17 protein-coding genes are annotated in these 19,180 nt (G+C 47.1%); 11 read left to right on the top strand and 6 right to left on the bottom strand.

Annotation, left to right across the window (positions count from 1 at the left end; translation table 11 throughout):
* Positions 1–11 precede the first annotated feature (11 nt).
* Positions 12–2,366, top strand: a complete 2,355-nt coding sequence (locus LZG75_RS10210) for a UvrD-helicase domain-containing protein (RefSeq protein ID WP_233937461.1) — start codon at positions 12–14, stop codon at positions 2,364–2,366.
* A 31-nt stretch (positions 2,367–2,397) separates the two neighbouring features.
* Here LZG75_RS10210 and LZG75_RS10205 read toward each other — a convergent pair whose 3' ends face one another.
* From LZG75_RS10205 to LZG75_RS10195, 3 genes are read right to left on the bottom strand one after another with little or no spacing between them, the layout of a single operon-like run.
* Positions 2,398–3,195 (bottom strand): BPSS1780 family membrane protein, encoded by a 798-nt coding sequence (locus tag LZG75_RS10205; RefSeq protein WP_233937460.1) that lies wholly within the window; start codon positions 3,193–3,195, stop codon positions 2,398–2,400.
* Positions 3,192–4,172, bottom strand: coding sequence for a homoserine kinase (locus LZG75_RS10200; RefSeq protein ID WP_233925053.1), 981 nt, complete (start codon positions 4,170–4,172; stop codon positions 3,192–3,194). The genes LZG75_RS10205 and LZG75_RS10200 overlap by 4 nt, the downstream gene beginning before the upstream one ends.
* A gap of 14 nt (positions 4,173–4,186) precedes the next feature.
* Positions 4,187–4,594 (bottom strand): hypothetical protein, encoded by a 408-nt coding sequence (locus LZG75_RS10195; RefSeq protein WP_233937459.1) that lies wholly within the window; start codon positions 4,592–4,594, stop codon positions 4,187–4,189.
* Positions 4,595–4,647: 53 nt separating this feature from the next.
* Here LZG75_RS10195 and polA point away from each other — a divergent pair, with 53 nt between their 5' ends.
* The 3 genes from polA to LZG75_RS10180 all read left to right on the top strand — a co-directional run bounded on the left by polA (position 4,648) and on the right by LZG75_RS10180 (position 9,110).
* On the top strand, positions 4,648–7,386 hold the full coding sequence (polA, locus tag LZG75_RS10190) for a DNA polymerase I (protein WP_233937458.1): 2,739 nt from the start codon (positions 4,648–4,650) through the stop codon (positions 7,384–7,386).
* Positions 7,387–7,470: 84 nt separating this feature from the next.
* Positions 7,471–8,337, top strand: a complete 867-nt coding sequence (locus LZG75_RS10185; protein ID WP_370634774.1) for a dienelactone hydrolase family protein — start codon at positions 7,471–7,473, stop codon at positions 8,335–8,337.
* Positions 8,334–9,110, top strand: a complete 777-nt coding sequence (locus LZG75_RS10180; protein WP_233925046.1) for a ZIP family metal transporter — start codon at positions 8,334–8,336, stop codon at positions 9,108–9,110. Before LZG75_RS10185 ends, LZG75_RS10180 begins: the two co-directional genes overlap by 4 nt.
* Here the strand turns inward: LZG75_RS10180 and LZG75_RS10175 are convergent.
* Complete coding sequence (locus tag LZG75_RS10175) at positions 9,091–9,942, bottom strand: sulfurtransferase (protein WP_233925045.1); 852 nt, start codon at positions 9,940–9,942, stop codon at positions 9,091–9,093. The two genes, LZG75_RS10180 and LZG75_RS10175, sit on opposite strands and share 20 nt — an antisense overlap.
* Complete coding sequence (locus LZG75_RS10170; protein ID WP_233937456.1) at positions 9,939–11,048, bottom strand: aromatic ring-hydroxylating dioxygenase subunit alpha; 1,110 nt, start codon at positions 11,046–11,048, stop codon at positions 9,939–9,941. The genes LZG75_RS10175 and LZG75_RS10170 overlap by 4 nt, the downstream gene beginning before the upstream one ends.
* Positions 11,049–11,231: 183 nt before the next feature.
* Between LZG75_RS10170 and xseB the strand changes: the two genes are divergently transcribed.
* Genes xseB through folE2 form a run of 4 tightly spaced genes read left to right on the top strand, consistent with a single transcriptional unit; the run spans position 11,232 to position 15,234 of the window.
* Positions 11,232–11,465 (top strand): exodeoxyribonuclease VII small subunit, encoded by a 234-nt coding sequence (gene xseB, locus LZG75_RS10165; protein ID WP_233925042.1) that lies wholly within the window; start codon positions 11,232–11,234, stop codon positions 11,463–11,465.
* Positions 11,466–11,476: 11 nt separating this feature from the next.
* Complete coding sequence (locus tag LZG75_RS10160; RefSeq protein ID WP_233937455.1) at positions 11,477–12,400, top strand: polyprenyl synthetase family protein; 924 nt, start codon at positions 11,477–11,479, stop codon at positions 12,398–12,400.
* Between the two features lie 10 nt (positions 12,401–12,410).
* Positions 12,411–14,327: a 1-deoxy-D-xylulose-5-phosphate synthase gene (gene dxs / locus LZG75_RS10155; protein ID WP_233937516.1), complete on the top strand. Its 1,917-nt coding sequence runs from the start codon at positions 12,411–12,413 to the stop codon at positions 14,325–14,327.
* A 49-nt stretch (positions 14,328–14,376) separates the two neighbouring features.
* Positions 14,377–15,234, top strand: a complete 858-nt coding sequence (gene folE2 / locus LZG75_RS10150; RefSeq protein ID WP_233937515.1) for a GTP cyclohydrolase FolE2 — start codon at positions 14,377–14,379, stop codon at positions 15,232–15,234.
* Here the strand turns inward: folE2 and tsaD are convergent.
* The gene (gene tsaD / locus LZG75_RS10145; RefSeq protein ID WP_233937454.1) at positions 15,200–16,279 is read right to left on the bottom strand and encodes a tRNA (adenosine(37)-N6)-threonylcarbamoyltransferase complex transferase subunit TsaD; all 1,080 of its coding nucleotides are present in this window, start codon (positions 16,277–16,279) and stop codon (positions 15,200–15,202) included. The two genes, folE2 and tsaD, sit on opposite strands and share 35 nt — an antisense overlap.
* 76 nt (positions 16,280–16,355) lie before the next feature.
* On the opposite strand from tsaD, the gene rpsU reads away from it, so the two are divergent.
* The 3 genes from rpsU (at position 16,356) to dnaG (ending at position 19,126) form a co-directional block, all read left to right on the top strand.
* Positions 16,356–16,568, top strand: coding sequence for a 30S ribosomal protein S21 (rpsU, locus tag LZG75_RS10140; RefSeq protein WP_233925038.1), 213 nt, complete (start codon positions 16,356–16,358; stop codon positions 16,566–16,568).
* Between the two features lie 141 nt (positions 16,569–16,709).
* Complete coding sequence (locus LZG75_RS10135; protein WP_233925036.1) at positions 16,710–17,159, top strand: GatB/YqeY domain-containing protein; 450 nt, start codon at positions 16,710–16,712, stop codon at positions 17,157–17,159.
* 14 nt (positions 17,160–17,173) lie between these two features.
* Positions 17,174–19,126, top strand: coding sequence for a DNA primase (gene dnaG / locus LZG75_RS10130; protein ID WP_233937453.1), 1,953 nt, complete (start codon positions 17,174–17,176; stop codon positions 19,124–19,126).
* The last annotated feature ends 54 nt before the right edge of the window (positions 19,127–19,180 follow it).

Raw genomic sequence — 19,180 nt, 5'->3', positions numbered from 1 at the left:
TAATTGGGCTAATGTACTCTGACTTGCTCGCCAACCTGAATCCCGAACAATGCGAAGCAGTCACACTGCCGCCAAGCGATGAAAAGGGCCGTTCACGCTCCGCTTTAATTTTGGCGGGCGCTGGAAGTGGCAAGACCCGCGTGCTCACCACGCGCATTGCTTGGCTGATTCAAACGGGTCAAGCTTCGCCCATTAGCGTGCTGGCAGTCACTTTTACCAATAAAGCAGCCAAAGAAATGATGATTCGCCTAGCGGCGATCTTGCCCATTAACACCCGCGGGATGTGGATTGGTACTTTTCATGGCTTATGTAATCGTTTATTGCGCGCCCATCATCGTGATGCGGGCTTGCCATCGACCTTTCAAATACTCGACACCCAAGATCAATTGTCAGCGATTAAGCGCCTGTTAAAGGGGCTTAAGGTCGATGATGAAAAATACCCGCCCAAACAATTGCAATACTTCATCGCCCATGCGAAAGAGCGCGGCATGCGGGCTAAAGATTTACATTCAGGTGACGCCTTTCAAGATCGGATGGCTGAGCTTTACGCGGCTTATGACGAGCAATGTCAACGCGAAGGTGTAGTTGATTTTGCTGAATTGTTATTACGTAGTTATGAATTATTACAGCACCACGAGCCAATTCGTACCCATTATCAAGAGCGCTTTCGCCATATTTTGATTGATGAGTTTCAAGACACTAATGCTTTGCAATATGCGTGGTTAAAGCTCCTTTCTGGCCATGAAGGTGGTCGTGCTAGCGCTAGTGCAAGTTCGGTCTTTGCGGTTGGCGATGATGACCAAAGCATCTATGCCTTTCGCGGTGCCGATGTAGAAAATATGCGTTTATATGAAAACCAATTTCATCCATTCATGGTGAAGTTAGAACAAAACTATCGCTCGCATGGCAATATTTTAGATGTCGCGAATCACTTAATCGCTAATAACACTGCGCGCTTAGGAAAAAATTTACGCACGGATGCAGGTCATGGGGAGCCAGTGCGGATTTACGAAGCAGCGAGCGATGGTATGGAAGCCGCTTGGCTCATTGACGAAATCAAGGGGCTGATTAATGGCGGTATCAGTCGCAGCGAGATTGCTTTGCTTTACCGAAGTAATGCTCAGTCACGCATTATTGAACATAATTTGTTTTCTGCTGGTTTGCCCTACCGAGTTTATGGTGGCTTACGGTTTTTTGAGCGCGCCGAAGTGAAGCATGCGCTAGCTTATTTACGCTTACTTGAAAACCCCAATGACGATACCTCATTTTCTCGCGTAGTGAATTTTCCCACGCGGGGAATTGGTGCGAGAAGTATTGAGGCGCTACAAGATGCAGCGCAATTGCAACAATGTTCCTTGTACTCGGCCGCTAGCACGCTCGAAGGCAAGGCTGGCGCGGCCTTGGGTGGCTTTGTGCGCCTCGTCGATCACATGCGCGAAGCAACTCGGCACAACACCCTTCCAGAAACAGTCGAGTTTGTAATTCAACATAGCGGTTTAATTCAGCACTACTTAAGCGAACGCGAAGGTCAAGATCGAGTTGAAAACTTACAAGAATTAATAAATGCAGCCACTGCTTTTATTGCCGAGGAGGGTTTTGGGCAAAATGCGCAGGCCGCTTCACCGCCAAGTGAAAACGATGCCGGCACTTTAGAGATGTCGCCTTTAGCCGCTTTTTTAGCGCACGCTTCTTTAGAGGCTGGAGATAACCAAGCGCAAGCTGGGCAAGATGCTATTCAACTCATGACCGTCCATTCTGCCAAGGGCTTGGAATTTACTGCGGTTTTTATTACTGGGCTTGAAGAGGGTTTATTTCCTCATGAAAATAGTATTAATGAAAATAATGGTTTAGAGGAAGAGCGGCGCCTCATGTATGTGGCAATTACGCGCGCTAAAGAACGCTTATATTTATCACATACCCAATCACGCATGCTTCATGGTCAAGTACGTTACAACATGCCGTCACGTTTCTTAGAGGAATTACCGACAGCGTGTTTGAAATGGCTTACCCCCAAAATGAAAGATGCACGTTGGGGTGGAGGACGGAGCGGAGGGAGTACCTGGAAAAGCGGTTACTCGCATGATAGTGATGACAGTCAGGTGTTTGATTACGAAGAAAGCCCTACTGCGCGTAAGCCTCGGCTAGCGCATAGCGCTTTGAGTAGCAATATTCCCCGCATGACTGCACCAGCAAGAGATATTTATCCCTTTCGGGTTGGCCAGCAGGTTTTCCATACAAAGTTTGGTGAGGGGCGTATTACTGCCCTCGAGGGCCTAGAGGCTGATGCGCGTGCTCAAATTAATTTCAAGCGTCACGGTGTGAAATGGTTGCAATTGAGTATTGCCAAGTTAGCAGCGATTGATTAAGAATTCATGGCTAATGCTACGTTGCCGTTAGTTAAGCACCAATCTCATCGGGGTTAGCGGTAGCTGCACTATCAGTAAAACAATTTTTCCAAGTAGCAAATGCTGAACAATACAGCACTGTCATACAAGCCATTGAAATTGGGGCAATCACGAATGAGCCGACTTCTCTAATATTGAGCGCCTCAAACACGGTACTGAGAAGTAAAGGAACTGCCACTAGAAGCGCGCCCCAAATAAGCAGATAAATGATAAATGCGTAGCGATTACTCCAGCAAGCAATCCAACTCGAAAAAAGTGCTTGCGTTACAGGCATATCTTCCCATCCCACCAAAATTGGTGAGAACCACATCAGCATCCCAATCGGAATATAGAGAGCCACCACAATACTTAAGACGACATACATCTGCTTGATAATCTCGATGCCCAGAGGTTTATCGCCAGTAAGCGCAGGTAAGAGTAATTGAACGTCTACAAAGAAGCTGGCAATAAAACTCAAGACTAAAATTAAGCTAGTGTGAATCAGCCCAAGCTGTAAGAGTCTTTTTCGTACCACGGGCCCCGAAGAGCGCAGCCCAACTAAATAAACCAAAGGCGAAAGCCGAATTTTTTGAATTGTTTGGCGACAGCCGGTCATGAAACCAAACTGCAAGGAGGGGGTAATCAGTAAAATTGCAAAGACGCCAATAATCGGAATCAAAATAGCTAGCTGGACTAAGAAAATATATAAAAAAACTAGCATTAAAAAACCCAAGGGGTTTTGTTTAAACAGCCAAATGCCTTGACGAATCCAGACATAGCCTTGCTGGGCATTAACACGATTTAGTTTCATAAGAGATTATTTGTTTGCTTGCGACGACTATGTAAGATCAACTCAAAGTGATTAGGATTATGTGCGGTAAGCATTTGCGCGTTGCGGGGTAAATACAAATCCCATAAGCGCGAAATCCAAAAGCGTAATGCAGCAGCACGAAGCATAGCAGACCAGCTGCGCTTTTCGCCTGCACCCAAGGGGCGAATAGTTTGATAGGCATTCATCAGGGCAGTGAGGCGCTGTTCATCTAAATCGGCATGGTCGGGGCCAAGACACCAGTCGTTGGCGGTAACCGCAAGATCAAATAACCATTTGTCAGTACCTGCAAAGTAAAAGTCAAAGAACCCACCTAACTGCGTTTCTTGTTGTTGCTCGACAAACAGTACGTTATCGCGAAATAAATCGCAATGGCTAGCACCCTGAGGTAATTGCGCATAATCAGTGCTGGAAAAAAATTCCTCTTGAAATTGCAATTCAGTTTTTAGTAGCATTTGCTGTTGAGCAGTAATATGCGGCAGTATTGCTGGCACAGTCTCTTGCCACCAAACTAAGCTGCGTAAGTTGGCTTGCTCTAGCGGAAAATCCACCCCAGCTAAATGCATCTTAGCAAGCATCACGCCCACCATTTCACAATTTTCAACAGTGGGCTGTAAGTGGGATTGACCGGCTAATTTAGTCACAATGGCAGCGGGTTTGTCATGGAGAGTCAAAAGCAGTTCTCCGGCGCGATTGGCGATAGGTTTAGGTACCGGAATGCCTTTGTTAGCCAAATGCAACATGAGCTCAAGATAGTAGGGTAATTGCTGAGCAGTTAAGCGCTCAAAAATCGTCAGTACATATTCTTGCTGATGCCCTGCTTGTGCCACTTCCAGAAAAAAATTAGAGTTTTCTATCCCCCCATGAATTCCGCGTAAACCTGTTACCTTGCCAATCGACCAATCGCGCTCGATTCTAGGTGCGATTTCTGTCATGGTAAGGGGGGTATAAACGGCCATAGTGACGAACGAATTTACTTTAGCGGCAGACTCAAGCTTGGCACACTGAGGATGGTGGTGGCAGGCTCGCGTGCGCCCGGCATTAATGAGGACGGGTGAGACATATCGTAGGTTCCTAAAGCGCCTTTAACCTGAACGCTGGTAGGGCTATGTGCGTCACGAAATTCGGTAATTTGCGTGCCATCTGAACTGGTATGGGTAAAAGCAGGCTGGTGGCTGAGCTTACCGCCAGTATTACTCGTATTTTTTGCATTGGCAGAGATGGGTTTTTCATTAATCTGCTGTAAATCATCAGCGCTAAGCGCTTGAGCAGCGTTTGGCTGCGCTAAAACTAGGTTTGGCACTACAAAGAACCCACCACAGAAAAAGCCTAAAAGGCATGCCAAGCTTGCTAGAAGGCGGGTCAAGCGATGTTGGCGCATCTTTAAAATCCTCTATTTATGAGTGTTAGGCAACTAGATTGTACGATTGCGGTATGACTAAACACAGACTCCTATTAATTGACGGTTCTAGCTACCTCTATCGGGCTTTTCATGCCATGCCCGATTTACGCAATGGGGCAGGTGAGCCAACTGGGGCTATTTATGGCATGGTCAATATGCTGCGGCGGGCGCGAACAGATATTGCGGCCGATCATCTGGCTTGTGTCTTTGATGCCAAGGGCAAAACTTTTCGCGATGAAATGTATGCGCAATATAAGGCCAACCGCTCACCGATGCCCGAAGACTTGGTAAAGCAAATTGAGCCAATCCATGCGATGGTGCGGGCGATGGGTTGGCCTATCTTGATGGTTTCAGGCGTTGAAGCTGATGATGTAATTGGTACGTTGGCAACCCAAGCCAGTGCAGCTGGTTGGGAAACAATTATTTCTACTGGTGATAAAGATTTAGCCCAATTAGTGAATTCTTCCGTCTCATTAATTAATACCATGACCAATGAAAGTTTGAATATTGCTGGCGTGATAAATAAATTCGGTGTTCCGCCGGAACGCATCGTTGATTACCTCACGATCATTGGTGATAGTGTGGATAACGTCCCTGGGGTCCCCAAAGCAGGCCCGAAGACTGCCAATAAGTGGTTAGCAGAGTATGGCGATTTGGATAATTTAATGGCTTCAGCCGATTTAGTTAAAGGCGTGGTCGGTGATAATTTACGCGCTAGCTTACCGTGGTTATTGCGAGCCCGTGAATTGCTTACGATTAAAACCGACTGCGATTTATCGCCCCATTTACCAGGTTTAGATGATCTTCATGCAGGCACAGAAGATGCGTCAAAGTTACGGGAGTTGTTTGAGCGTTATGCTTTTAAAACGTGGTTAAGAGAGGTGGCTCCAGATACTGGCAAGTTAAGCGGCGAAGCCCTTGAACTTGCTGAGGGTGTGGTGGCTACAACTACGACAGTGCGTGCCGATATTTTGCAAGGTCAGTACGAATGCGTGGTTGATAAAGTTCATTTTGAACGCTGGTTAGCCAAGCTTCAACAAGCTCAACTCGTTGCGGTCGACACAGAAACTACCAGCTTAGATGCGCTTGCAGCAGAGCTAGTAGGAATTTCCTTTTCAGTTGAGGCGGGGAAGGCTTGTTATATTCCCGTTGCGCATCGCACTGGCGAAACCCAACTCGACCGGGCTTGGGTATTAGAGCGATTATTGCCTTGGTTAGAAGATGCCAGCAAAGCAAAGGTAGGGCAGAACCTGAAATACGATGCACATATTTTTGCTAACTATGGCATTACCTTGCAGGGAATTGCATTCGATACCTTGTTGGAATCCTATGTATTGGAATCGCACTTACCCCACAATATGGATAGTATGGCCGAGCGGCATTTAGGCATTAAGACCATTCGCTATGAAGAAGTTTGCGGCAAAGGCGTACATCAAATTGGCTTTGATCAAGTCGATTTAGCCACGGCTTGCAACTATGCTGCTGAAGATGCTGACATCACCTTGCGCTTACACCAATTTTTATGGCCCCAAATTGCTGAAAATGCAGGGCTTTGCTATGTGTATCAACAAATCGAATTACCGGCGATGCGCGTGCTCGGCATTATGGAAACTAATGGCATTAAGGTCGATACAGCCTTATTGGCCAAGCAAGGGCAAACCGTGGGTAAACGCCTTTTATCCCTCGAGACAGAAATACACAAACTAGCAGGGCAGCCATTTAACATTCAGTCACCCAAACAAATTGGCGAGATTTTATTTGGCCAGTTGCAATTACCTGTGATTAAAAAAACGCCGGCAGGTGCACCATCAACCGATGAAGAAGTGTTGCAAAAATTAGCTGAAGATTATCCTTTGCCTGCACGTATATTGGATTACCGCAGTTTAGCGAAGTTGATGTCGACCTATATTGAAAAATTACCACGTATGGTCAATCCTAAAACTGGACGGGTACATACCAATTTTTCTCAGGCGGTGGCTGTCACAGGGCGCTTGGCCTCGAGCGAGCCCAATTTACAAAATATTCCGGTGCGCACTGAAGAGGGGCGACGTATTCGAGAGGCTTTTGTTGCTGCCGAAGGTTGCAAGTTGGTTTCTGCCGATTATTCCCAAATTGAATTGCGCATCATGGCGCATATTGCGCAAGATAAAAACTTACTCGCTGCTTTTGCTGCTGGCTTAGATGTGCATCAAGCCACTGCAGCCGAAATCTTTGGTATTCCCTTAGATACGGTTACCGCAGAACAACGGCGTTATGCCAAGGTGATTAACTTTGGGTTAATTTATGGCATGAGTGCCTTTGGCTTAGCAGGTAATCTTGGTATTGAGCGGGCAGCTGCGCAACAATACATTGATACTTATTTCGAGCGCTACCCAGGAGTAGCACAATATATGGAACGCACACGACTTGAGGCGCGAGAAAGCGGCTATGTAGAAACTGTCTTTGGTCGGCGCTTATGGCTACCTGAAATAAAAAGTTCAGGGCCGCGGCGACAGGGTGCCGAACGCGCTGCGATTAATGCACCAATGCAAGGTACTGCTGCCGATTTAATTAAATTAGCGATGATTGCCGTACAACAGTGGATCGAAACAGAGCAATTACAAACTCGTATGCTTTTGCAGGTGCATGATGAATTGATATTTGATACGCCATATGCCGAATTAGATCGTTTACGTGAAGCATTGCCAGATTTAATGGGCTCAGTGGCACAATTACGCGTACCCCTAGTGGTCAGTATTGGTATGGGCAATAATTGGGAAGAGGCGCATTAGGGAAGAGGCGCATTAAGTAGATAGATCAAGATAGTTGGTAACTAAATTTAAGGAAAGAAAATGCAAAATCAACGGCGGCAATTTATGCAAACTTCAGTAGCTTCTGCTGCTTCAGCAGTTTCAGCTGTATCCATCAGTGGTCTGGGTGTCGGTTTTGTGACCGCATCGCAGCCTGTGTTAGCGGCAGCGATTCAAACAGACTTTACGGGGATTGAAGCCAGCGAGCAAACAATTTTGGTTGCTGGTGCAAAGGTACCGCTCTATGTCGCGCGCCCATCTAAATCCTCCGCTCCATTGCCGATTATCATTGTGACTAGTGAAATTTTTGGTGTGCATGAGCATATTGCTGATGTGGTGCGGCGCTTTGCCAAGCTGGGATACCTCGCGATTGCGCCAGAATTTTTTGCTCGCGCAGGTGATCCCAATACCTTTGGTACCGTAGCCGAAATTATGAGTAATATTGTTGCCAAGACGCCGGACGCAGAAGTAATGGCTGATATTAAAGCGGCTATAGCTTGGGCAGGAGCCCATGGTGGCGATGTGAAGCGAGTTGGTGTTACCGGTTTTTGTTGGGGCGGTCGCATTACCTGGCTCGCCGCTACTTTGCCAGAGGTGCGCGCTGGCGTTGCTTGGTACGGGCGCTTAGTCGGTGTACCCACGCCTAATAGTCCGCGTAATCCAGTGGATATTGCTGCTGAATTAAAAGCGCCTGTACTCGGCTTATATGGTGGTGCAGACACCGGCATTCCTCTCGATACGGTAGAAAAGATGCGTGCTGCTTTAACTACAGCGGCAGCGACAAATGCCGCAGCTAAGGCTTCGCGAATTGAGGTCTATCCCGATACGCCACATGCCTTTCATGCTGACTATCGTGAGTCGTATCGCGCTGGGCCCGCTACCGATGGGTGGGCCAAATGTTTGGCTTGGTTTAAGCAAAACGGCGTGGCATGAATGGGTTGAGTACCCTCCAACTCATTATTGCAGTTACTGCTTTAGCGGGTTTAGCCAGCGTTTTAATTGCCGCTAGTTTGTCTTTAGGTTTTTTAAGCAAGATGATCGACACCATGGTCAGTTTTTCGGTCGGCATTTTATTGGCTACTGCATTTTTGCATTCTTTGCCAGAAGCCTTTGCCATGCCAAACAGTAACCCATCTATTTTATTTGCTGCCTTGCTAATGGGCTTGCTCGGGTTTTTTTTGTTAGAAAAAATTGCCTTATTACGGCATAGTCACCACCATGAAGGTGATGGGCATCATCATCATCAAGGTCATGATGCGGAAATGGCGGGTAGTAGTGGTTGGACCATTTTGGTGGGCGACGGTTTACACAATTTTGTCGATGGCGTGCTAATTGCAGCCGCTTTTATGGCGAACATGCAAGTCGGCATTTTTACAGCGCTAGCCATCATTGCTCATGAAATTCCGCAAGAGGTAGGCGATTTTATTGTCTTGCTCAATGCCGGTTTCTCTAAAGCTCGCGCTTTACTTTATAACTTAATTAGTGGTTCACTCGCAGTGTTAGGCGGGGTCTTAGCCTACTTTTTTTTAGAGCGTGCACACCATATCATGCCCTACCTTTTGGTGATCGCTTCGAGCAGTTTTATTTATATCGCTGTCAGTGATTTAATTCCGCAAATGCATCGCCGTCCATATTGGCGAGAATCCCTACGGCAAATTATGTTAATCGGCTGCGGTATTGGGCTTGTTATTCTGTTGTCGCGATAGGTCGCCGCGAATCTGCACACCATTCACTCCAACTACCAGCATAGAGTTGGGAGCCTCTTATGCCAGCTACTTCCATGGCTAAGAGATTATGACAAGCAGTGACGCCAGAACCGCATTGGTGAATAATACTTTTCGCTGATCTACCAGCCAATAAAATACTAAATTCGCGATACAGTTCATCCGCTGTTTTAAATTGTTTGGCCCGTAAGTTTTCTTTAAAGCAACGATTAGTGGCGCCTGGAATATGCCCACCCACGGGATCAAGGGTTTCATTTTCCCCACGAAAACGATCGGGTGTACGGGCATCTAAAACCAGGTGCGCCGCCGCAGATTCTGTATTAGCTAGATTTGCTACAAGCTCATCAACTAGCACTAAATCGCTATACGGTACGGCACTTGGCATACTTCCTAACGCAATGGGTTGGCGTGGCTTGCTGCCAATCGCACCATTCCAAGCGTCGAGACCGCCATCAAGTACTTGTACTTGAGTATGACCAATTGCTCTTAACATCCACCAAAGACGACTGGCGAACACTGAGCCCTGATTGTCATAGGCAACAACCTGAAGATTTGACTTAATGCCAAGGCGTTGGCGGGTTTTGGCCCAGACCTCAGGAGTAGGTAAGGGATGCCGGCCATTGGTACCAGTTTGCGGACCAGATAAATCCTGATCGAGATCAACATAGATAGCGCCAGGGATGTGACTCATTTGATACGCTTCACGTCCTGCAGTGGGCTTAGTGAGATCAAAGCGACAATCGCAGAGTAAAACGTCTGCCCCGGTATTGAGTAATTCTTCTAATTGATTGGCAGTAATTAAGGGTTGGCTCATGTTGGATTCTCCAAATTCATAGTCCGGCGGTACCATTCGTGAAAGTGTTGCATGCCATCTTCCATCGGGCTTTGATAGGGCCCAACCTCATTTATTCCGCGCGCCATTAAAGCCGCGCGACCTGCATCCATACGCTCAGCAATTTCGTCATCTTCAAGGCAGGTTTCCATATAGGCGGCGCGTTCAGCAGTAACAAATTCACGCTCGAATAAAGCAATTTCTTCGGGATAATAAAACTCGACAATATTGCGCGTGCGCTGAGGTCCAAGCGGTTGTAGGGTGGAAATACACAACACACCCGGATACCATTCAACCATCACGTTGGGAAAGTAAGTAAGCCAAATTGCTCCATATTGCGGCAACTTACCGTGGTGATAGCGCAAGACCGCTTCATGCCAGTCGCGGTAAGTTTGAGTGCCAGGAGTGCTGAGATTTTTATGAATACCAACAGTTTGTACGCTATGCCAATCACCAAATTCCCATTGCAAATTTTCACAAGCAACAAATTTTCCAAGCCCTGGATGAAACGGGGCTACATGGTAATCTTCAAGGTAAACCTCGATAAAGGTTTTCCAGTTGTAATTACATTCGTGTACCTCAACATGATCGAGCAGGTAGCCGCTGAAATCGAGATCAGCAGCGACGCCAAGACGGCCTAAATCGGCATGCACATCGCGTGGCCCTTCAAACAACAAGCCCTGCCAATTTTGCAAGGGTGATTTACCTAAGTGTAAACATGGCTTATTTTCAAAATGGGGTGCGCCTAAAAGCTCACCCTCTAAATCGTAGGTCCAGCGGTGCAAGGGGCATACGATCGCCTCTACTCGACCTGCACCATTGAGCATCAGCGCTTGGCGATGGCGACAAACATTTGAAAGAAGTTCAACGCCATTAGCATTCCGCACTAACAAGCGACCTTCATTTTCAGCCCGTAAGGTTTGATACGAGCCTAGCTCGGGCACCATTAATTCGTGACCTACATATGCAGGCCCTTGCTTAAATAGCAAGTCGATTTCACGTTGATATAAATCAAGGTCAAAATAGGCCGTTACAGGCAATTGCAGTTTGGACGGCGCAAGTTGCTGCGCGGTAGCCAGATTAGTCATTCTCCCCACCCCCGAAAAAGTCAGCCGAAGCTAAGCGGAACAACCAATCCAACCATCGACGAATCGATATTGGAAAGGAAGGCATGGATTATACCTACGACTTTAGGGGCTTTGGTTTGGTTTACCTTTAAGATGGGGGTTTATTCACCATTATTTGCCTTATTTCATCAAGGGGAGCAAGTTATGCCTGCTAAAAAACCGGCTCATGCAAGTGCAGCATTGCAGAGTCCAATTGATCCCAATTTGCGCTACGAACAGGCCTTGAAAGATTTAGAAAAACTCATTGCCGATATGGAGTCTGGCAAGCTTTCTTTAGAGGAAACCTTGTTGGCTTATCAACGGGGTGCCGCTCTTCTTAAGCATTGTCAAGCTGTCTTGACGCAGGTAGAGCAGCAGGTGCGGGTTTTTGAGGACTAGAAACGAGTCGCATGAACCCATTTAATTTCGAGGCGTGGGTACAAACGTACTCGGCTCGTGCTGAAGCAACACTAGTACAGCATTTAGTGGTTGCTCAAACCGTGCCACAGCGTTTACATGAAGCGATGCTATACGCCAGCTTAGGGGGTGGCAAGCGCATGCGACCACTATTGGTCTATGCTGCTGGTGAACTTGGCAAGCCTAGCGCGAGTGCAAGCGGGACTCAAGCCAATAGCGAACGCGCAAATCTGCTCGATGTTGCAGCTGCAGCGATTGAAATGATGCATGCCTATTCTTTAGTGCACGATGACTTGCCCTGTATGGATGACGATGATTTACGTCGGGGCCGACCTACAGTGCATAAAGCTTTTGATGAGCCTACCGCTCTTCTAGTGGGTGATGCTTTGCAAACCCGCGCTTTTGAAATATTGGCTCAAGCACCTGGCGATTGCGATATGCGTCTGGCGTTAATTACTAGCTTAGCTAGTGCAGCTGGATCGCGCGGCATGGCTGGTGGACAAGCAATTGATTTAGATAGTATTGGCGCTAAACTCGATTTAGCGGGTTTACAGAATATGCATCAAATGAAAACGGGCGCATTACTTATTTGCGCGGTACAAATGGGGGGATTGGTTGCAAATTTATCTCAAGCTGAAATGGGTGCTTTGACGACATTCTCTAGCGCCTTGGGTTTAGCTTTTCAAATAGTTGATGACGTGCTTGATGCCACCGCAGATAGTCAAACCCTTGGTAAAACGGCTGGTAAAGATGCTGCGAACGATAAGCCGACCTATGTAACCCTGATGGGTTTAGACTACGCTCAAAGACAGGCTCAAGAGCTGCACCAACAAGCTTTAGCAAGTATTGATGCTTTCGGCTCGGCAGCAGATGCTTTACGTGGCTTGGCTGAATTCGTTGTAAATCGTAGAAAATAGACTAATGAAGATGATTTTGCCAACTATTAATGACCCCAGCGACCTGAGAAAATTGTCGCGCGAAGAACTGCCCCTAATAGCCGAGGAATTACGGCAATTTATTGTTGAGTCAGTCTCTAAAACAGGCGGACATTTTTCATCTAATTTGGGCGCAGTTGAGTTAACCGTAGCGTTGCATTATGTTTTTAATACTCCCGAAGATCGCTTGGTATGGGATGTGGGTCATCAAAGTTATCCCCATAAAATTTTAACGGGGCGCCGTGAGCGCATGCATTCATTGCGGCAGTTTAGTGGCCTATCGGGTTTTCCTCGGCGCGCTGAGAGTCACTACGATACCTTTGGCACTGGCCACTCTTCCACTAGCATTTCTGCTGCTATTGGCATGGCAAGGGCAGCGCAAACCAAAGGTGAAAAGCGCGTGGTAGTCGCGGTAATCGGCGATGGCGCAATGAGTGCAGGCATGGCCTATGAAGCGATGAACAATGCTGGTATTTATGAAGATTTACCCTTGATCGTGATTTTGAACGATAACGATATGTCGATTTCACCAGCAGTTGGCGCTTTAAATCGATATCTAGCGCGCCTTCTCAGCGGCCAATTTTATTCAGCTACAAAAAAGGGTATTGATCGCGCGCTTTCATCAATGGCGCCACCTTTACGGCAATTTGCCAAGCGACTAGAAGATCACGCTAAGGGAATGGTTTCTCCCTCGACAATTTTTGAAGAATTTGGCTTTACCTATTTCGGCCCAATTGATGGACATGATTTAGATACCTTATTACCGATGTTACAAAATCTGCGACGCTTAGCCCTAGAGGGCGGCGGCCCACAGTTTTTGCACGTGATTACGCGCAAAGGTCAAGGCTATGAATTGGCCGAGGCCGACCCCGTGATGTATCACGGCCCAGGAAAATTTAATCATGAAGAGGGCATTAAGCCGGCTGCGGTAGGCAAGCAAACCTTTACCCAAGTATTTGGTGAATGGCTCTGCGATATGGCTGAGGCTGACTCGCGCTTAGTGGGTATTACGCCAGCGATGCGCGAGGGCTCGGGCTTAGTTGAATTTGAAAAACGCTTTCCATTGCGCTATTACGACGTGGGCATTGCTGAGCAACATTCGGTTACCTTCGCTGCTGGTATGGCATGCGAAGGACTGAAACCGGTGGTAGCAATTTACTCAACCTTTTTACAACGGGCCTATGACCAGTTGATTCATGATGTTGCCATTCAAGATTTACCAGTCGTGTTTGCTTTAGACCGAGCAGGTTTAGTGGGTGCAGATGGTGCGACTCATGCGGGGGCGTACGACATTCCATTTTTACGCTGTATTCCGAACATGCTCATCATGACACCTGCTGATGAAGCCGAGTGCCGTGACTTACTAACAACGGCTTTTCATCAACCTCATCCTAGTGCCGTGCGTTATCCAAGAGGCGCTGGTGTCGGGCGTACGCCGCCGCAAGAGTTGCGTAGCTTGCCTTTGGGTAAGGGCGAGATTCGTCGGCAAACTGGCGCAGCAGTTGGTAATCGGCTCGCAATTTTGAGTTTTGGTACGTTGCTGTATCCAGCCCTGACAGCCGCAGAAGACTGTGATGCAACTGTAGTGAATATGCGTTTTGTCAAACCTCTAGATACTGAATTATTAAAAAAAGTCGCACTTGAGCATGATTTTCTGGTCACACTTGAAGATGGTTCAATTCAGGGGGGCGCAGGTAGCGCTTGCTTAGAGGCCTTAACCGCCATGGCAATCAATAAACCCTTATTGCAACTAGGCCTACCAGATGAATTTATTGAGCATGGCGACTATAACTTGTTAATGGCGAAGTGTGGCCTTGATGCAGCAGGCATTGGCGCAGCTATTGCCAAGCGCTTTCCCAGTGCCATTAGGGCACAAATTCAGCCATTGGCACAGTCGCTTAGTAAGTAATCTGACGCCAGAGATGGCAAAGAACCCAATTTTCCTTGAAAATAGTGCAATGAATGATTTAAACCTCTCTTTCCTCAAAAATCGCACCATGCCTGATGTGCAGTCAACTGCTGATGAGCGGGCGATGCCGATTGAGCAAGTTGGCATTCGGGGAATTCGCCATCCCTTAACGATTCGTACTGCTAGCGGCACCTTTCCTACTGTGGGAAACTTTACGATGAGCGTCGCGTTGCCAGCTGCTAGTAAGGGCACGCATATGTCACGTTTTATTGCGCTCTTACAAACCCAAAATACCGCGATGGATAGTAGCGCGTTAGTAACGATGACGCAGCAAATGTTACCGTTATTACAAGCCGAACAAGGCATGATTCAATTTACCTATACGCACTTTGTACAAAAACAAGCACCCGTTTCTGCCGTTGAGAGTCTGATGGATTATGAGGTGACGTGGACTGCACAAATCCAAAAAAATCAGTTGGGTACGCAAGCGGGCGCAGTAACCACGACTTTAATATTGCATGTCATCGTGCCAGTGATGAGCTTATGTCCGTGCTCAAAAGAAATTTCCGATTATGGTGCTCATAATCAACGCTCGCATGTCACCATGACAGTGGCACTAGATCCGCAAGCCATCATGACAGTAGAAGAGTTAATTACGATCGCCGAGACCGAGGCCTCGAGTGAGTTGTGGGGTTTATTAAAACGTCCTGATGAAAAGTGGGTCACCGAGCACGCTTACGATAATCCGAAATTTGTAGAAGACCTAGTTCGTGATGTGGCTGGGCGTTTGCAACAAGATGCGCGCATACGTGGTTTCACTGTCGACGCAGAAAATTTTGAATCGATTCACAATCACAGCGCTTTTGCCCGCATTACTTGTGTTGGGCCAAGTCCCAGCGCGGCTTAACGTTAAAGGCTCCAGCAAGGTCAGTTTGCGTTTCTGAGTGGGGCTGAGTGAGTAAGCGCATTGCGCCAGCAAAAGCAATCATCACGCCGTTATCAGTGCAAAGCTCAAGGGGGGGATAGAAAACTTGAAATTGCTGGTCCTTTGCTGCCGTCTGCAGAGCCATGCGCAGTTGGATGTTCGCGGCCACTCCGCCAGCTAAGACCAAATCACGACAGTTTGTTAACTCCATTGCTTTGGCAGTTTTACTAACCAAGACGCTGACTGCCGCTTCCACAAACGCATGCGCTAAGTCAGCCCGAAAGTCGTCTGCAGCAGTTGCACTTGCAAATTGTGAATGTTGTTTTATTTGATTAAGTACTGCAGTTTTAAGTCCTGAAAATGAAAAATCTAAATCACCTGAATGAAGCATGGGGCGTGGCAAGTTAAAGCGACCCGCTTTACCTAGTGTGGCTAATTTAGATACTGCAGCTCCTCCGGGGTACTCTAATCCTAAAAGAGTGGCTGTTTTATCAAAAGCTTCACCAACAGCATCATCGAGAGTTTCGCCTAGAAGTTCGTATTGCCCCACGGCTTTAACCCACATTAATTGAGTGTGCCCACCCGAAACTAAGAGGGCTACGAAGGGAAAGTTTGGTACGCCATCACTAGCGGCGCCCAAAAGAGGGGAAAGTAAGTGGCCCTCTAAATGGTGGATGCCTAATGCCGGCTTTTGTAGTGCCTGTGCTAGCGATTGACCAAAGGCGCTGCCCACTAAAAGTGCCCCCGCTAAGCCAGGCCCTTGGGTATATGCCACAGCGTCTATGGCCTTTAAATCTAGCTTAGCCTGCTCTAGGGCTAGTTCTAGAAGGGGCAAAATACGCCGAATATGGTCGCGCGAGGCTAGTTCAGGCACTACCCCACCATAATCTCGGTGCATGGCAATTTGGGAATGCAGCGCTTGCCCCATAATGCCTAGCGCCGCGGGGCGCCCGGCTTCGAGGGGGGCCGTGTCATAGACGGCTAGACCCGTTTCATCACAAGAGGTTTCGATACCCAAAACAATCATTTTTATGCCTAGTCGTGCTAGAATCCGTGATTCTGTAAATTTTCAATCATTTTCGAGCATAAACGAGTTAAACAGCATGACAACAGTCCGCCTCCGCGAAAACGAGCCATTTGAAGTGGCATTGCGCCGTTTTAAGCGCACCATTGAGAAAAATGGCCTCTTAACCGATTTACGCGCACGCGAATTTTACGAAAAGCCTACGGCTGAGCGTAAACGCAAAAAAGCCGCCGCCGCTAAACGCCATTACAAGCGTTTGCGCAGTCAAATGTTGCCCAAGAAGCTGTTCTAATAAGTCTTTATTCATCCATTTATTTGCTGAGTTAATTTTTCAAGTCGATGTTTTAAGCCCGCTGACGGTCATACGCAGCGGGTTTTTGCTTTGTAGTGCACTGGTATTACTATATTCATAGGTATTTAGGAGAGTGACAGCATGAGCCTTAAAGAACAAATTACCGAAGATATGAAAAACGCGATGCGGGCTAAAGAAACGGCTCGCTTAAATACTATCCGTCTTTTATTGGCAGCCATTAAACAGCGTGAAGTCGATGAGCGCGTCGTCGTTGATGATGCTGGAGTGGTGGCAATAGTGGAAAAATTAATCAAGCAAAGAAAAGATTCGATTGAACAGTTTCAAAAAGCGGGTCGCTCTGATTTGGTAGCAATAGAGGCGTTGGAGCAAACAATTTTGCAAGGCTATATGCCAGCTCAATTATCAACTGATGAAGTGACGGCAATTGTTCGAGCCACAATTGCCCAACTAAACGCCAGCAGTCCGCAAGAAATGGGCAAGGTGATAAGTGCACTCAAACCGCAATTAGCCGGTAAGGCTGATATGGGTGCAGTTTCGGCAATGGTAAAGGTCGCCTTAAATCCATCATGACCCTAGGCTAAACCGTGGGCTTAATTCCACAATCGTTTATCGCCGATTTACTTAATCGAGTCGATATCGTTGATGTTGTTGGTCAACATGTGCAATTAAAAAAAGCGGGTGCAAACTATCAAGGTTTGTGTCCGTTTCATCAAGAAAAATCACCCTCGTTTTCTGTCTCGCCTACTAAACAGTTTTATCACTGCTTTGGTTGTGGTGTTCATGGCTCGGCGATTGGTTTTCTGATGGAATATTCGGGTCTTGGCTATATCGAAGCGATTGAAGAGTTGGCACGCTCAGTTGGTTTAACGGTGCCACGTGAAGAACGCACATTGCTGGATGTAGCTAGACAAAAACAAGCGCTGGCCTTAAGCGAAGTGATGACTTTGGCTGCTGATTGGTATCAGCAGCAATTAAAAGTTGCTCCTCGTGCCATCGATTATTTGAAGGGCCGCGGCTTAACCGGTGAAATTGCCAAACGGTATGCGATGGGGTATGCACCTGATGGTTGGCAGGGCCTAGAGGCAGTATTTGGTGTGTACTCCAATGAAGAGATTGCCAAAATATTATTAGAGGGCGGTTTAATCATTCAAAGTGAAGGCGATGATAGTAAACGTTACGATCGCTTTCGCGAGCGCATTATGTTTCCCATTCGCAATCCGAAGGGACAAACTATTGCATTTGGCGGGCGCATCTTAGATCAAGGCGAGCCTAAATATCTAAATTCACCTGAAACGCCTTTGTTCTCGAAGGGTAATACCTTATACGGCCTATTTGAAGCGCGCCAAGCGATTCGTGCAAAAGAATTTGTATTAGTTTGTGAAGGCTATATGGATGTAGTAGCTTTAGCGCAATTAGGTTTTGGTAATGCTGTTGCAACCTTAGGAACGGCTTGTACTGCTAATCACGTGCGGGCTTTATTGCGCCAAACCGACCGCATTGTTTTTTCATTTGATGGCGATGCTGCTGGTCAGCGCGCAGCACAACGCGCACTCGAAGCTTCTTTGCCGCTGATGTCTGACGATAAAGAAATTCGTTTTTTATTTCTACCGACCGAGCATGATCCTGATAGCTATGTCCGCACCTTTGGTGCTGCAGCTTTTGATAAGGCGATTAAAGAGGCAATGCCTTTATCGAGTTTCTTTTTTAAAACAGTGAGCGAAGAGCAAGATCTGGGTACACCCGAGGGTCGGGCAAAAATACATCATGCTAGTAAACCATTGTTGTTATCGATGGCGCCGATTGCTTTACGTACGCAAATTTTACGTGAAGTTGCTTTACGTACGGCGACCACCCCACCTGAATTAGAGGCCTTTTGTGGTTTAGCGCAAGTTTCTAAAACAGCCCAACAAAATTCTAGTCAAGCGCAAGGTAATGCCCAAAGTCGCCCGCCTTATTGGCAGGCCAATATCTCAGGCACGAGACCAGGGCGCGACTCATTTGCCCCCTGGCAATCAGGTAAAGGTGGACAGCGCAAAAATGTTGCGCAAGCAGTGATGCCGCCACAAGCACCAACTGATTTAGCAGAGCAAATTTTGCGGGTCTTAATTCAGTTTCCGCACTTGGGTAAAGGGCTTGATTTAAGTCGTAGACAATTAATCCTTAAGTCAGCACAGCAACGCTCAGCGAAAACTTTAGGCTTAATGGAAGATCTACTGAAGCAATGTGATTTGGTTGAGTTCTTAGCGCAGGGCGACGCGGCTCCCGCTGCAGGTGCTGCGGCTTTTGCATTATTTCAGGAGCAGTTAGCTAGTAGTGAATTAGCCCCTTTATATGAAATACTGCGGCAGCGAGTAATGGGTTCTGACCTTGATTTAGAGGGAGCAAATGCCGATTTAAATGGCGCCGTGAAAAAATTGGAACTGCTGCACCTGAAAGAAGAAATGACCGAAATTGCCCAAAAAATTGCGCAGAATGTGGCGAGTGAGGATGACCGTAAACGCTACCGCGAGTTAGGGGAAAAACTGAGATTTGCGTAGGAAGATAGGCAAAAACCCGTCAATCGACTATAATGTAAGGCTCCCGAAAAAATT

It is taken from the genome of Polynucleobacter sp. IMCC30063, from assembly GCF_021395235.1.
Classification (GTDB): domain Bacteria; phylum Pseudomonadota; class Gammaproteobacteria; order Burkholderiales; family Burkholderiaceae; genus Polynucleobacter.
This window is presented reverse-complemented; position numbering and strand designations above follow the sequence as displayed.

Excerpts from the sequence above, each read along its gene's own strand:
- LZG75_RS10210 (WP_233937461.1), top strand. The coding sequence starts at position 12 with ATGTACTCTGACTTGCTCGCCAACCTGAATCCCGAACAATGCGAAGCA.
- LZG75_RS10205 (WP_233937460.1), bottom strand. The coding sequence starts at position 3,195 with ATGAAACTAAATCGTGTTAATGCCCAGCAAGGCTATGTCTGGATTCGT.
- LZG75_RS10200 (WP_233925053.1), bottom strand. The coding sequence starts at position 4,172 with ATGGCCGTTTATACCCCCCTTACCATGACAGAAATCGCACCTAGAATC.
- LZG75_RS10195 (WP_233937459.1), bottom strand. The coding sequence starts at position 4,594 with ATGCGCCAACATCGCTTGACCCGCCTTCTAGCAAGCTTGGCATGCCTT.
- polA (WP_233937458.1), top strand. The coding sequence starts at position 4,648 with ATGACTAAACACAGACTCCTATTAATTGACGGTTCTAGCTACCTCTAT.
- LZG75_RS10185 (WP_370634774.1), top strand. The coding sequence starts at position 7,471 with ATGCAAACTTCAGTAGCTTCTGCTGCTTCAGCAGTTTCAGCTGTATCC.
- LZG75_RS10180 (WP_233925046.1), top strand. The coding sequence starts at position 8,334 with ATGAATGGGTTGAGTACCCTCCAACTCATTATTGCAGTTACTGCTTTA.
- LZG75_RS10175 (WP_233925045.1), bottom strand. The coding sequence starts at position 9,942 with ATGAGCCAACCCTTAATTACTGCCAATCAATTAGAAGAATTACTCAAT.
- LZG75_RS10170 (WP_233937456.1), bottom strand. The coding sequence starts at position 11,048 with ATGACTAATCTGGCTACCGCGCAGCAACTTGCGCCGTCCAAACTGCAA.
- xseB (WP_233925042.1), top strand. The coding sequence starts at position 11,232 with ATGCCTGCTAAAAAACCGGCTCATGCAAGTGCAGCATTGCAGAGTCCA.
- LZG75_RS10160 (WP_233937455.1), top strand. The coding sequence starts at position 11,477 with ATGAACCCATTTAATTTCGAGGCGTGGGTACAAACGTACTCGGCTCGT.
- dxs (WP_233937516.1), top strand. The coding sequence starts at position 12,411 with ATGATTTTGCCAACTATTAATGACCCCAGCGACCTGAGAAAATTGTCG.
- folE2 (WP_233937515.1), top strand. The coding sequence starts at position 14,377 with ATGAATGATTTAAACCTCTCTTTCCTCAAAAATCGCACCATGCCTGAT.
- tsaD (WP_233937454.1), bottom strand. The coding sequence starts at position 16,279 with ATGATTGTTTTGGGTATCGAAACCTCTTGTGATGAAACGGGTCTAGCC.
- rpsU (WP_233925038.1), top strand. The coding sequence starts at position 16,356 with ATGACAACAGTCCGCCTCCGCGAAAACGAGCCATTTGAAGTGGCATTG.
- LZG75_RS10135 (WP_233925036.1), top strand. The coding sequence starts at position 16,710 with ATGAGCCTTAAAGAACAAATTACCGAAGATATGAAAAACGCGATGCGG.